The sequence below is a fragment of the Paenibacillus sp. 01T443 genome (assembly GCF_056398325.1).
On the sequence record NZ_JBFTPE010000008.1, the window covers coordinates 981810 to 995345 of the forward strand.

General features: G+C 43.7%; 15 protein-coding genes. 3 read left to right on the forward strand and 12 right to left on the reverse strand.

Features of this window, described 5'->3' with window-relative positions; translation table 11 throughout:
- Positions 1–27: 27 nt before the first annotated feature.
- From AC1DLI_RS18110 to AC1DLI_RS18120, 3 genes are all read right to left on the reverse strand, one after another.
- Positions 28–1341, reverse strand: coding sequence for an ABC transporter substrate-binding protein (locus AC1DLI_RS18110; protein ID WP_477604898.1), 1314 nt, complete (start codon positions 1339–1341; stop codon positions 28–30).
- A gap of 108 nt (positions 1342–1449) precedes the next feature.
- Positions 1450–2127 carry a FadR/GntR family transcriptional regulator gene (locus AC1DLI_RS18115; protein WP_308995639.1) on the reverse strand — a complete coding sequence of 226 codons (678 nt, stop codon included), beginning with the start codon at positions 2125–2127 and terminating at the stop codon, positions 1450–1452.
- A 323-nt stretch (positions 2128–2450) separates the two neighbouring features.
- Positions 2451–2957 carry a GNAT family N-acetyltransferase gene (locus AC1DLI_RS18120; RefSeq protein WP_477604900.1) on the reverse strand — a complete coding sequence of 169 codons (507 nt, stop codon included), beginning with the start codon at positions 2955–2957 and terminating at the stop codon, positions 2451–2453.
- Between the two features lie 204 nt (positions 2958–3161).
- Here AC1DLI_RS18120 and AC1DLI_RS18125 point away from each other — a divergent pair, with 204 nt between their 5' ends.
- Positions 3162–3374, forward strand: coding sequence for an alpha/beta-type small acid-soluble spore protein (locus AC1DLI_RS18125; RefSeq protein ID WP_309000195.1), 213 nt, complete (start codon positions 3162–3164; stop codon positions 3372–3374).
- Positions 3375–3659: 285 nt separating this feature from the next.
- Here AC1DLI_RS18125 and AC1DLI_RS18130 read toward each other — a convergent pair whose 3' ends face one another.
- Both AC1DLI_RS18130 and AC1DLI_RS18135 read right to left on the reverse strand, forming a co-directional pair.
- On the reverse strand, positions 3660–3947 hold the full coding sequence (locus AC1DLI_RS18130) for a hypothetical protein (RefSeq protein ID WP_477604903.1): 288 nt from the start codon (positions 3945–3947) through the stop codon (positions 3660–3662).
- 311 nt (positions 3948–4258) lie between these two features.
- A complete protein-coding gene (locus tag AC1DLI_RS18135; RefSeq protein ID WP_477604905.1) occupies positions 4259–4435 on the reverse strand; it encodes a hypothetical protein in 177 nt (58 codons plus the stop codon).
- A 19-nt stretch (positions 4436–4454) separates the two neighbouring features.
- On the opposite strand from AC1DLI_RS18135, the gene AC1DLI_RS18140 reads away from it, so the two are divergent.
- Both AC1DLI_RS18140 and AC1DLI_RS18145 read left to right on the forward strand, forming a co-directional pair.
- On the forward strand, positions 4455–4811 hold the full coding sequence (locus AC1DLI_RS18140) for a CBS domain-containing protein (RefSeq protein WP_477604907.1): 357 nt from the start codon (positions 4455–4457) through the stop codon (positions 4809–4811).
- Between the two features lie 252 nt (positions 4812–5063).
- A complete protein-coding gene (locus tag AC1DLI_RS18145; protein WP_477604909.1) occupies positions 5064–5732 on the forward strand; it encodes an MBL fold metallo-hydrolase in 669 nt (222 codons plus the stop codon).
- A gap of 174 nt (positions 5733–5906) precedes the next feature.
- Here the strand turns inward: AC1DLI_RS18145 and AC1DLI_RS18150 are convergent, their stop codons facing one another.
- The 7 genes from AC1DLI_RS18150 to nikA all read right to left on the reverse strand — a co-directional run bounded on the left by AC1DLI_RS18150 (position 5907) and on the right by nikA (position 13324).
- Positions 5907–6389: an NUDIX hydrolase gene (locus tag AC1DLI_RS18150; RefSeq protein WP_477604911.1), complete on the reverse strand. Its 483-nt coding sequence runs from the start codon at positions 6387–6389 to the stop codon at positions 5907–5909.
- A gap of 727 nt (positions 6390–7116) precedes the next feature.
- The gene (locus AC1DLI_RS18155) at positions 7117–8418 is read right to left on the reverse strand and encodes an MATE family efflux transporter (RefSeq protein WP_477604913.1); all 1302 of its coding nucleotides are present in this window, start codon (positions 8416–8418) and stop codon (positions 7117–7119) included.
- 25 nt (positions 8419–8443) lie between these two features.
- On the reverse strand, positions 8444–9208 hold the full coding sequence (locus tag AC1DLI_RS18160; RefSeq protein ID WP_477604915.1) for an ABC transporter ATP-binding protein: 765 nt from the start codon (positions 9206–9208) through the stop codon (positions 8444–8446).
- Positions 9205–10005, reverse strand: coding sequence for an ABC transporter ATP-binding protein (locus AC1DLI_RS18165; protein ID WP_477604917.1), 801 nt, complete (start codon positions 10003–10005; stop codon positions 9205–9207). Before AC1DLI_RS18165 ends, AC1DLI_RS18160 begins: the two co-directional genes overlap by 4 nt.
- Positions 10002–10790 carry a nickel transporter permease gene (gene nikC, locus AC1DLI_RS18170; RefSeq protein ID WP_477605085.1) on the reverse strand — a complete coding sequence of 263 codons (789 nt, stop codon included), beginning with the start codon at positions 10788–10790 and terminating at the stop codon, positions 10002–10004. The genes AC1DLI_RS18165 and nikC overlap by 4 nt, the downstream gene beginning before the upstream one ends.
- 50 nt (positions 10791–10840) lie before the next feature.
- Positions 10841–11794 (reverse strand): nickel ABC transporter permease, encoded by a 954-nt coding sequence (nikB, locus tag AC1DLI_RS18175; protein WP_477604919.1) that lies wholly within the window; start codon positions 11792–11794, stop codon positions 10841–10843.
- A complete protein-coding gene (nikA, locus tag AC1DLI_RS18180) occupies positions 11795–13324 on the reverse strand; it encodes a nickel ABC transporter substrate-binding protein (protein WP_477604921.1) in 1530 nt (509 codons plus the stop codon).
- Between the last annotated feature and the right edge of the window lie 212 nt (positions 13325–13536).

Genomic DNA, 13536 nt, shown 5'->3' on the forward strand with positions numbered 1-13536 from the left:
GCCACCCATCATAATTACACACCCTTATTATTTTAATTTCGCTTTCTGATCAACCCAGTATTCGTCCCATTTCTTAAGCGTATCGTCAAGGCTTGAACTGCCGAGCAGCAGCGATTGTCCAGACTCCATCGCAACTTGGCCCCATTGTGCGTTACCCGGATATTGGAATGCCGGCTTGAAGTTCACGAACACATCCGGATTGTTGGACATATCAATAAGCGTTTTGTACGGGCCGGTTTTGAAAAAATCGTCTTCCGTAGCATTGGAATGGATCGGAATCAATCCGTAATCCTTGGAGAACGCCGTGTTTGCGTCAGGGCTTGAGAGGAATTCAATCAGCTTCCATGCCTCTTCCTTATGCTTGGATTGAGATGCGATTCCCCAACCGGCTCCGCCAGCTGCGAACAGCGCTTTACCAGTCGGCCCGGTTACGAGTGGAGCCGTTGCCCAAGTGCCTTCGGTCATCTTCTCCTGCAAGGATTGGATAACGTCCGGATCCTGCAGCAGAATGCCGGTTACGCCTGAAGTGAATGCCTGTACTTGCTCTTGGAAGCCCCAGTTGATTGAATCCGGAGGCGAAGCGTCCTTGTAGAGCTTCAGGTAAAGCTCCATGCCTGCTTTCGCTTCAGGCGTGGAATAAACCGTTGCGCCGTCTTTCGTAAACATGGAATCGTCCAGGTTCACTTTGTCTCCGTTGTATGCGAGAATGATAGCGTCCGTAGTACCTGTGGAGCCAGCGCCACCACGGAACGAGAAACCGAAACGGTTTTTGGCAGGATCCGTTAATTTCTTCGAAACCTCATACAGTTCCTCCCAAGTTGTCGGAGGATTTAGACCCGCTTCTTTCAGCCAGTCCGTACGGTAGAACATTTGTCTTTCATAGAGGCCGTTAGGCACAAAATACAGTTTGTCGCCTATCGAGCCAACCGACTTGGATACGGCGCTCACCGTAGTGAAATCGCTCCATTTGTCAGTGTAAGTGTTAAGCGGTTCGAGATACTCGTTGTTCACGTACTCGGCAACGTTCAAATCACGTGCTTCTAGAACGTCAATCTGTTCGTTGGATGCAAGCATCGTTCTGATTTTGTTGTCCGCCTGATCAAATGGCGGCGAGATGAATTCTACTTTAATGTTCGGATTGGCCTCCTCGAATTTGGTGACCATTGCTTGAATCAATTCGGTTCTCTTGGGACTTGTCAAACTTTCAATCATGCGAAGCGTGATCTTCTCGCCGCCAGCGTTTCCGCCTTCATCTTCGTTTTTACTGCCGCATCCCGCCAACAGACCGATCGTCAATACGGCACATAACAGCGAAGCCAACACTTTATTTCGCGTTCTCATCGATTAAAATCCCCCTTTAAATCACATGTATCATACAGTCATCCTGTCTGATAGGTTGATTATATTGAAAGCGCTTTACCTTGTCAACACATAATAAAGCGCTCCTCGTTAAAAGCTTTTGATCTTTTCTTCGATGCAATCCATCATTTTGTTAAACTCCTCAAGCGCCCTTTCCGTATCATGGGCGGCAACAGCATCGAACATCGTGCGATGATATGGGTACGTCTCGTCGAAAAGCTGTTTTTCGCCTAGCGGCTCATTGAAAAACTTCTCGTATAATCCAGAGATGGAATCCATCACGGTCTCGAGAATCGGGTTGTGGGCGGCTTTGATAATGTAACGGTGGAAAGCCAGATCAATCTGGGACGTATCCTTGCTGCTCTCCTTCAAAGCCTGGTACCGCTCAAGGCATAGCTCCAATTCCTTGATTTGGGCCACCGTAATGTTCTTAGATGCCAGCTCCACCGCCTTGCCTTCCAGCGCTCTGCGGATGTCAAGCGTGTTCAGCAAGTATTGGCGCTCCCGCTCGATTTTAACTTTCCCCGTAAAGCGGAACGTATCGACATCCCGGACAAAAATGCCCTTGCCGTTTTCCACCCGAACGATATCAATTGCCTCCAAGTATCGCAAAGCTTCCCGCAGCGAGGAACGGCCGACGCCGAACATTTGCGTCATTTCCTCAACGGACGGAAGCTTGTCCCCTTCTTGAAGATCCTTCTCTTGAATATAATTTTGAATTTCCTGGGATACCAATTCATGCACAAGTATTTTTTGAATTTTTGCCATAGCCCGCTTCCCACTCCTCACCTTACTACCTATCCGATAGGTTAACCTTAAAGTAAATCTTAAGTTACCGTTCTAGTAATGTCAATTGAGGACAGCAATCAAGCGGCTGAGAAAAGCTTCAAAATGCTATAGAAAATATTTTTCTAAATGCTAAGCCTACAATTTTCTAATAGAAGGAGCTGTATATTTTCATAAGGAATACTGCTCATCCTTCTTGTAAGGCGTTATATGCCGGGCAGGGGTAGGATCCTTTCGGATCGTTCAACAAAAAAACGCCCTGTCTCCAGAGCGTTTCCTCGTATTCGCGTGTAAACCTCTTTTACTTATAAAACCGGAATTTCTTTTTCCATGATAAAATCATCCATGACGAATCCATTCCCGATATCCGCAATTTGTTCTCGTACGGTCTTGAACCCTTTTTTCTCATAAACCGCAATAGTGGATTCGTTATAACGATTAACCGTCAGCCAAATATGGCTTAGATTTCGGTCTTTGCACAGCTGCTCAAGGAATGCCGACGCTTGGCTGGCGTAGCCGCGACCCCGGTGCTCCTTGCTTATATAAAACTTGCTCAGGAAAAGCTTTCCCTCTTCTTGTCTGACCGACATATATCCGACCGCAGATCCATCGTGATGGATGAAGTAATATTCGTATCCCTGATGATGGATCTGATCCTTAATCGCTGGAATCGATTGGAATTTGTCAATCATGTATTCAATCTGATCTATTGTAATAATGGATACATAATATTCGCGCCATATCTCTGCCGCCAACCGAGCAACCTCAGCGATTTCTTCCGCTGTATTCACGTGTGGAAATATAAGCTTCATGACATTTGTCCGCCTTTCCTTGATCTCTCACTTCATGCTTTCAATAGAATATCATAAATTTCAGCAGAAGGTTTAGTCGCAATTAGCGAAGCAAAAGGCAGCTTAAAGTACATTGCATTTATTTCACTTTAAATCCAAAAATGATGTATAAAAAGAAAAACAATCCACAAAATAACTTTACATCCAATTAAGGAGTGAACATACATGAGCAGAAAAAGTTTAGTCGTTCCACAAGCACAAGCAGCACTTGACCACTTGAAATATGAAGTAGCACAACAGTTTGGAATTCAATGGTCTCCAGATGGTTACAATGGGAATATGACTACTCGTGATGCAGGTACTATTGGTGGAAACATCACAAGAGCATTAATTCAAATTGCTGAACAATCCCTTAGCTCAGGAGCCAGAAGATTCTAAAAAATAGCCCTCCTCAATCTCATAAAGAGACTAGGAGGGCTATTTTAATTTTATTGTTTTCAAGAAAATCAAAATCACTGACTGTTAAATTCGTTGTAAAGCGTAACAAAACGAACCGGCGTTGCCCCAGCAGGGCTAAACCTCCTTTTCAAAATCACAACAACAGCTTCGTTTGAAGCGATCCAAGCGTTCTGTTAACGTCGTTAATAGATGCCGCCGCTAGCCTTCTTGGGCAGCGGCGGTTTCTTGCATTGCTTCCCGTTTGGCTGCCATTCTTGTGTCCTTTCAGAAATAGGCGGATATCGCCCAAGCGCAAACCCCCGCGCCCGCGACGCATGCCCAAAAAATGCCGTAAGCCCTCCGAAACGAATGATTCGCGAACGCAATTCGTAGCAACTTCTCGTTCACGATGATAAGGATGAGTCCGATAAGCGGATATCCTCCCCAAATTACAAGCAGCGTATTAGCTGGCTCGCCGGTATCGTTGAATAGAAAAGCGAGGGCGAGCAACAGCAGCGCGCCGAGCGTTGCGAGCGCTAATAACGCGCGAGTAAAGTATGCTAGCAGCTTCATGTTTACCTCCACAGACAGCAAGTTTTTTAATGATACATCTAGTCTTTTGAGCTATCTTACCCGCCTGTTAATTCAAAGAATATCAACACTTTTGCATTTGCTGATTGTTCTCTCATTTATTTCACTTAGTTAGCCTACTGCATTAGCTGCAGTCACAATTGTAATAACATTTCCTGTATCGGGATCCAAGTATACATGGCAGGTTCCGATTTCTTCATATAGGGAAGTATCAATTGGCTGTACATCAATCAACCATAAACCGTTTTTTGCATTCTTGTCAGGAGCGATATTTGTACCCCCTCATGGTAAGTTCACAGAGAGCCAGTCCGATCCTGTTCCGCCATCTTTGCTTGATCGCGAATGATCTGCTCGGATTCGATAATGTTAGGCATGCCCCAGTCACTTCCACATGCGCCCCGCGACGAAATATGTTTTAATATACCAAAGGAGCGTGATTCAATGGACATCAACTCATTTCTATATCCCAAGAACGAGGTCTCTTACCTCATGACATCCTCTAATATGAAAGAAGCCATGGATAAATTGGAGGCGAGCCATTATACGGCCATTCCGATCTTGGACGACAATGGCGTATATTTTGGAACGCTATCCGAGGGAGATTTGTTATGGAAACTGAAAGTGACACCCGGCCTCTGCTTCGATACGATGCATGAAATTCCTGTCGTCTCCATCAAAAAACGGATGAAAGTCGAATGTGTCGCGATCAGCGCCGATTTGGACGATATGCTGGCACTGGCGGCCGATCAGAATTTCGTTCCGGTCGTAGACGCCGATGGSGTCTTCCTCGGTATTATTCGTCGCAAAGATATAATTGAATACTATACCCGAAATATTGCTGATTAGTTGGAAATACCTGATCTTGCGGATCATGAAGGCTGCCGTTCGCCGGCAGCCTTCTATTGGTTCTTAATGTTTATTGAGCTATCGTTACCAGTCAGCGCAACGATAGTTAAGAATTAGGTTAGAAACCTGATTCTGAAGGTTCGATGCTTTTTAAAAATATTCATAAAATCAACATTCCATGATGCTCATGTAATCGTATCCATAATGCAGTAAAATAAACATACTACATAATAAATAAGGAGGCTTCTACATTTGACAGTAAAAGCTGGTATTAAAGCTATTGTTCTCGAAATGAATGCAGGCGGACGCCCGTTTGTCGTTCATGCTGCGTTGCTGTGGGACGATCATGATGTCATCTTGGTGGACACTGGGATCCCCGGACAGACTGAGCTTATCCGCGCTGCACTCGCCAAAGAAGGCTTCGCCTTTGATAAACTGACGAAAATCATAATTACGCATCAGGATCTGGATCACATCGGAAGTTTACCGGAGCTAATTGAGGCTTCGGGGGGGCGTATTAAGGTACTCGCGCACGAATTAACGAAGCCATATATTTTAGGGGAAGTGCCCTTGATAAAAAGAGGCATTGTCGTTCCTCCGGTCAAGGTCGATACGACCCTGCAGGATGGTGACGTTCTTCCCTATTGCGGCGGCATACGAGTCATCTTCACACCTGGACACACGCCAGATCATATTTGTCTGTTCCATGAACCGAGTCAAACCTTGATTTCCGGGGACGCCCTCATTTCTATCGATGGAAAGCTGATGCCGCCCGACTCCAGCTTTACAGCCGATATGGAAACGGCGCTGAAATCGGTCGCCAAGCTGCTGGACATAGACATCGAAACGGTCATCACCTACCACGGCGGCGTATGCGCCGGATCTATCCGGGAACGGCTCACCGAGATTGCAGGTAAATAAGGCAATGATCAGGCTGGAGTCCTTGAGATCGAGCTAGGGAGAAGTTATAACCACAATAGTCCGCAATCACCTGCCAGTTTGTTTGAAGAATCGGCAGCCAAGTATATCGGCTGCCCTCTCTTTGTGCTTATTGAGCTATCGTTCCCCGTTAGTTCAATGAGTTGTTAGAAATAGTTAAACTATCTGTTTCAGTTTTATTTCAAAACTAGGTTTGGTTACGTATTCCATATAGCACGAGCTTCCGCTGAAGTCCAAATAAGCTTGGTAGCGAGTGCGTATTGCTGGAGATATGACTACATTGAGCACCTTATCCTTTTCAAACCATAGAACTTCTGATGTTTCCTCAGAAGTACATAATTCTCCACCCACGGGCTTGCACATAAAGTCTAACATAACTTTGGTGGGGACATCCGTTACACCGTCATGCCATTTATAAATTCCTGTATTTGAATAAACCCCTATCAAGTTAGAAACAATTACGTCTATTCCACTTTCCTCTTTTATTTCTCTAATTAAAGCATCCATTAGGTTTTCCCCTACTTCAACTTGCCCACCTGGAAAAACCCATCCGTTATGCTCTGTCTTCACTAAAAGTATCTGTCCTTGTTCGTTCTCTACTATGCCGCCTACGGCGACAATATGGGTTGGCATTGCCATATTATCATTACCTCCGAATTAATAAAGCTTTCAATACCCTGTATAAATTATTCGAGAAGTGATTTAACTATCCTGCCCTTTAGCTTAATGAAAACAAGGAGCAGCTGCCGTCGGCAAACTGCTCCTTGTTTCGTTCAACATTTCTAACCTAACCATAAATAGCACCCGCGACAACCAATACTTTTGTCCCTACTGGCGCTATCGTAACACTCCCTTTCACAACTGTTGCCGTTGGTGATGTACTAAGCGATATTACTACTGGGTTATCAATTGCTGTAACAGAACAAGATCGTCTATTAATGGTATATTCGTTAGCAGCTACTGGCCTCGACGCCGGATTAGCAACTGCAGTAGTTGGTTTCGCCGGCGCAGGCATATCCATCCTTTAATTATTCCTCCTCTGTCAATCAACAAACAATGTATGTAAAAAGGAGCTGCAACTGCAGCTCCTTCATCGTTTATATAGAGTCCTTCATTGAACAAACGTTACGCATGTGACTCACTATAGCAGCAAGAATGACAAGAAATGATACTGTCCATGATATGAGAGATGAAATACTCTATATTAACAATCTTTGGAAACGATTATTTGCTAACGGAAGAGCAATGTATATCGCTCTTACGAATAATTCAACCATTAAACTGACAAACTTACAATTTTTCATATTCAGGAGTTTGCATTAACCACTCAAAAAAATCGTTGTTTGCATCCTGGTAACTATCCATGTCAAGTGAACAGCTTCCGGTTCAATTTAGGAATAAAAATTGCTAAGAACGCCGACCGCCCTATACTAAATACAATGAACGATAGCCATAAGCCATGGTTATTAAAGTTGGGCACCAATGTGAAAAATGCAATCAGATAAACCATCAATGCCAAAATCATCGAGTTCCGAATGGATGAAGCTTCTGTCGCCCCAGTAAATACACCATAGAGAATAATTCCGAAGCTTGCCGTAAGCGGAAACAGGACAATCCACATGCCGTAGGCGTTAGCCAAATCGATGACATGAGGTATGCGTGTAAATAAATGAATGATGTCATCACTAAACAGATAGTAAGTACCTGCGATAAAAAGAGACGAGAGGACAGCCCATTGGCACGATAGCATAAGTGTCTTCTTATAAAGCCGCTGATCCCCCGATCCTATGGCTTTTCCAACTAGTATACTTGAAGCATTGGCAAATCCATCAAAGAAGTATGCCATAACGTAATGAATTTGGATGAGAACCGCATTCGCTGCCAAGACTTCCGTTCCAAAAGAAGCCCCCTGCGCCGTGAAGAGATTAAATACGGCTAATAAACAAAGGGTTCTGATAAACAGGTCCCGGTTGACGGACATCATTTTTCCTAATGAGGCGGAATCAATGATCTCTTTTAAAGGAGGCAGCTTAAATTCGAAAGGAGAAACCTTCCGTATAAAAAACATTCCAATGACAAAGGCTGTTACTTCTGATATTAGGGTTGCTATTGCGACGCCGGATACCCCCCAAGCAAACTCGCTCACAAACAACAAGGCAAGAACGATATTCATAAGGTTCATAACAATTTGTATGATCAAAGAAACTTTTATTTTGGACATCCCCATTAACCATCCAAGGATCACATAATTCAACAAAGTAAACGGGGCGCCCCATATGCGAATGCTGAAATAATCAGACGCAACTTTTCGAACATCAGCTTCCGGACTCATCAAAGCTAAAAACAAATGCTCCATCGGTCCCTGAAGTAGAATAAAGCTTATTCCGACCACTACAGCAATGATAAACGGCCTTGTAAGAGCCAAAACCCCTTGAATTTCATTATTAGCTCCATGTGCCTGGGCAGTAAACCCCGAAGTACTGACYCGTAAAAACCCAAATAACCAATACATCGTATTAAAAATAATGTTCCCTACAGCTACTCCACCTATATAAGCAGGGTCAGGCAGATGACCGACGACTGCTGTATCTACAGCACCAAGTAATGGGGTCGTTAAGGTTGAGATAATGAGTGGAATAGCTAGTGCAAGATAAGATCGATGATTCAAAGATACCTCTCCCTACGCATGTTCATTAATCAAACATGGCTACAAGCTCTTGAGTATATGGATGACGCACCTTAGAAAATAGCCCCTCCTTCTCAAAACTGTCCACAATAACGCCATCGCGCATGACCATTATTGTTTTACTCATTGTATACACTGCTGAGAGATCGTGTGAAATGAATAGATAAGAGGTGCCTAACTGCACCCGCAAATCATCCAGCAAACGTAGAACGGCAGCTTGAGATATAACGTCAAGACTCGAAGTGGGTTCATCCAAAATAATAATATCAGGTTCAATGCTAATTGCGCGAGCAATAGTTACCCGCTGCTTCTGCCCACCGCTTAGTTCATGAGGATAACGATCGGCTAGACTTGCTGGTAGCTCTACAGCGTCTAACAGTTGTGCAACAAAGTCTTTATGATTCATATAATGAAAATGTTTCATCGCTGCCTGGCTGCCAAATTGCATATAGGGATCCATTAGGGAATCTTTTATCCTAAGCTTCGGATTCAACGCTGCAGAAGGATTTTGTAGAACCGTTTGGATATGTTTTCGATAGGGTTTTAAACGACGTTCGTCTTTGTTATGGAGAGGTATACCCTCGAACAAAATACTTCCCTCATCTATTGGCTCAATGCGTAAAAGGCAGCGCGCAAGTGTGCTTTTACCGCAGCCGCTTTCTCCTACAAGACCTAAACATTGCCCCTTCTCTATTGTAAAACTCACATCCTGGAGCACAGCCTCGCCATTATCGTATTTCTTATAAACATTCTTCACTTCTAATAAGCTCAACGTATCACTCCTTCAATCGATAGTGAGTGCATGGTCTTAAGTGATGGCGATGATTTGATAAGCAGCTCTGTATAAGGATTTTTTGGATAATTGAGTATCTGGTCTTTGTTACCCGTTTCAATAATTACTCCGTCTTTCATTACAGCTATGCGATCAGCATATTTTCTTACGTGACGTAAATCATGAGTAATAAACAAAATCGCACAACCGGTTTCCACCTGCATCTGAGATAATAGTTCCAATACTTTAAAAGAAGTGACGCTGTCTAATGCCGCAGTTGGCTCGTCCGCTATCAATAGATCTGGCTTAAGGAGCAGAGCAATCGCAATGGATACCCGCTGCAGCTGGCCACCGCTTAATTGTACTGGGAATCTAGTATAAATATCTTCAGACAGACCCACGGAAACAAGTGCTTGCTTGGCTTGTTGTTTTCTTGCGGCTTTGGATAAATCTAAATGTCGCTGTTGATATTCCTCAAAATGACGCCCGATGGTAAGAAAAGGTGTAAACGAGCCTTGGTAATCTTGAAAAATATAAGAAAGATGTTTACCGCGAATTTTACGCATTTCTGAAGGGGTAAGCTCTAATAAATTGCTGCCTGCATATTTTATTTCGCCTGTTGCATGAAGGTTCGGAGATAATAATTGTCCGATTGCCGAAGCAGTCATGCTCTTTCCGCTGCCGCTTTGCCCAACTAGGGCAAACCATTCCCCTCCCTGAATTTTAAAAGAAATATCATTAACGAGCCTATTTTGTTTACCCGTCACAGACAGATGGTTAACGGTTATAACGTTCAATTTCCAACCTCCTTTTTGACGTCAAATTTATCTCGCAAGTAATCACCGAATAAGTTTGACAGGAGAACGATAAATACAATCGCGAGTCCCGGATAAATCATGAGCTGCGGATTGGATTGAAAATGTGGACGAGCGTCATTGAGCATTGCCCCCCATTCCGGTGCTGGAGGCTGCGCACCGAGTCCTATATAGGAAAGAGCAGAAATGAGCAGAATGATTTTCCCTAAATCGAGGCTGGCAAGCACGAGTACGTTTCCAATAACATGCGGCAATATATGTTTGATCATAATACGCCCCGAACTAAGACCATTAATTTTAGCTATAATGACATAGTCTTTTTGCCGTTCAGTTAATACCGTACTTCGAACAAGCCGGGAATAACTAACCCATTTCACCAGAACAATGGCCAAAAGCAGATTTTCAATGCCGGCACCTAGTAAACCACTCAACACTATCGCCACTATCGTATCCGGAAATGACAAAAAAACGTCTGCTATACGCATGAAAATCCGATCAACTACACGACCTTTAAAGCCAGCCAACAAACCGAACGGCACACCAATGATAACTGCAATTAACAGTGCTATGAGGCCATAACCAACTGTCAGCTGTGAGCCCAGCAGCAAACGTGTTAAAACGTCACGCCCCAGATGATCTGTTCCAAGCGGGTGTTTTAGGCTCATTGGCAACAATCGTTCGGTAAGCTTAACTAATGACGGGTCATGATTCAGCACAAGGAAGGTGTAAGCAATCATTACTGGTAACAAAGTTACCATAGAGAGCATTAGGGCAACTTTCCAGCGCTTATGAATATTCTTGCGTTTTCTTGTAACCACTAACTCCATGAGCTGTTCTTCCTTTCCTTGATCCGCAGTTCTGGGTTTAAATATCGATAAGATAAATCAACAGCGCTGTTCACGAAAAATACGATAATCGCCATGACAAAAATATATCCTTGGATAACGGCGTAATCCCGTGATCGAATCGAGTCAACGACCATCTTGCCGATACCGGGATAGGCGAAAATAACTTCAATAACGACAACTCCACCGATCAAGCTGCCTAAGCTAATACCGAACACGGTAATAACAGGCGGCAGACTATAACGAAAGGCATGGCCGAAAAAAATACGCATTTCCGATAATCCTCTGGATCGTGCCGCCCAAATAAATTCATTGCTTAGTGAGTCAAGCAAACTTGAACGCAATAAGCGAACGTAAACGCTTGTTATGGCAAGTCCTAAAGTAATGGATGGAAGGACGGCTGAAATAATGCCTTCCCTTCCCATCGGAGGGAGAATGCCCCACCGCACCGCAAATAAATCAATGAAAATAAGTGCCAGCCAAAAACTCGGGATGGCAGCGCCGATTAACGATACTCCCCGGCTTAATTGGTCAATCCAGCTTCCCCGATATATAGCAGCGAGTGAGCCAAGAGGAATAGCCACGCTTAGCATGACAATGAGTGCACCGAAAGACAATTCGAGTGTTGCAGGTAATCCGCGTAAAATCATTTCCATCACAGGTTGATTCGTTATATAAGAGTTACCAAAATCTAATCTTACAAAGTCAGCCAACCAGCGACCATACTGCACGAGTAAAGGATCATTAAATCCTAATTGTTCACGAAGTACTTCCACTTGCTCATTTGTAACCGATACATCATCGACTCTAAGCATGGAAAGCACCGGATCACCCGGAGCGAGACGCACGAATAGAAAGCTTATGAACGTAATGACCAGAAGAAAGATTACAACCTCGATTAATCGCCTGCTTAGAATCTGAAACATTTACTTCACATCCAATTCATTCGTTAACATGTAATATTCACTTCGGGATGTTACCCAGTTCAGAACTTTATCAGACTTATATGCAACGAGTGTGTTCGGATGCAGAATAAAAGAATTATAGACTTGCTCATCGACATACAAGGCAACTTGTTCAGCTTTAACCGAACGCTTGTCTTGACCAACGCTTACGTTTAATTCATCAATAAGAGCGGTTAAATGATTATCATCCGCTCCGCTGAAATTCAAAGCGCCTTTTGGATGATACGTTGCATTCAAATAGTAACCAGCATCCCCTCGAGGTGCAGTTAAATTGCTGTATGTAGTCAGGTCCCAATCGCGATTGGCTGCCATGTACTCTTCTGGAATTTCGATCTGCTGGATTTGAACGTCTATTCCGAGCTGGCCTGCATCCGACTGAAACACTTGTGCAATCAAGGGCAAGTCAGCACGCGCACTGTAAGTTAGGAGCTTAAATGTGAGCGGTTCGCCGTTTTTTTGCATAACCCCATTCACTTCTGTATATCCGGCATCTTGAAGATAGGCTCTAGCAGCGTCCATACCCGTCTTTTTCTCAGGATAGTCCGGTGCAAACGAAAAGGTGGATGGGAAAGGTCCAGTCGCAACTTCAGCATGTCCTCTTAAAATGGTGTCCACGATAGCTTGCCGATTAATTAATGCGTCAACAGCCTTACGAACAAGGATGTCTTGCAGCGGCTTCCGTTCTAGGTTCATCGTCATTTGATGCACTCGGAACGTGGATGTAGACTCCACTTTTACTCCTGGTAAAGCTTCTAAATTAGTGAGTGTTTCTACTTCAGGACGGAAGACAATATCGGCGGTTCCTGATTGAAGCGCAAGAGACCGGGCATTGGCGTCTTCATTAAATGAGAATTTTGCTGACTTCAGCTTTGCAGTCCCGTTCCAGTAACCCTCATAACGCACAAGATCCACAGCCGTACCCGGTGTAAAAGAAGATACAGCAAATGGTCCTGTTCCTATTGGTTTGTTAACAAAGTCTGCTTCCGTTACGTCAATAATTGAAGTGTTTGGATGTACCAGTTCAGATGGAAATTCGGGAAATGGAACTTCTGTTTTAATCGTCAACGTATTGGCCTTGGCTTCTATTGTCGCAATACGCAAGGCATTCTTTATCGCGAGGCTATCTTTCATTGCCCGTTCGAGAGAGGCTTTAACAGCTGCCCCATCCATAGGTTTACCGTTCTGAAAGGTCACATCTTTTCTTAGCTCAATCGTCCATAATTGACCGTCTTGACTATCCCAGCTTTCTGCTAGCCAAGGCGTGATGGTCAAGTCCGTATCATTGAGATGTACCAAAGTTTCCGTTATTCCTGCACGAACGGAGACATAACTTGTATCCACATTAGGATCRAGCGAGCTAGTCGCAAAATTAAAGAGCAGATTTACCTTTTTACTTCCCTCAGCTTGTTTTTCAGCAGGCACAGAAGAACAAGCTGCCAAAATAAAAACGGATAAAATGAAAATTAATAATAACTTGTATCCCTTAAACATCTTTTTACCTCCATTTTTTCGTATGTATTTCGTATGCATTACGATTAAGATTAGCACATCTGTTTGTGGTCGTAAATAGTTATTATTACGATTAAAGAAACTGCTGCATTATAATTAAACTATATATGAGCAGTTTGCATACCATCATACGTCTGCAAATCCCAGACTCCATACCCTGTAGAAAGCACCAACTAAAAAACCACTTCCAGAGG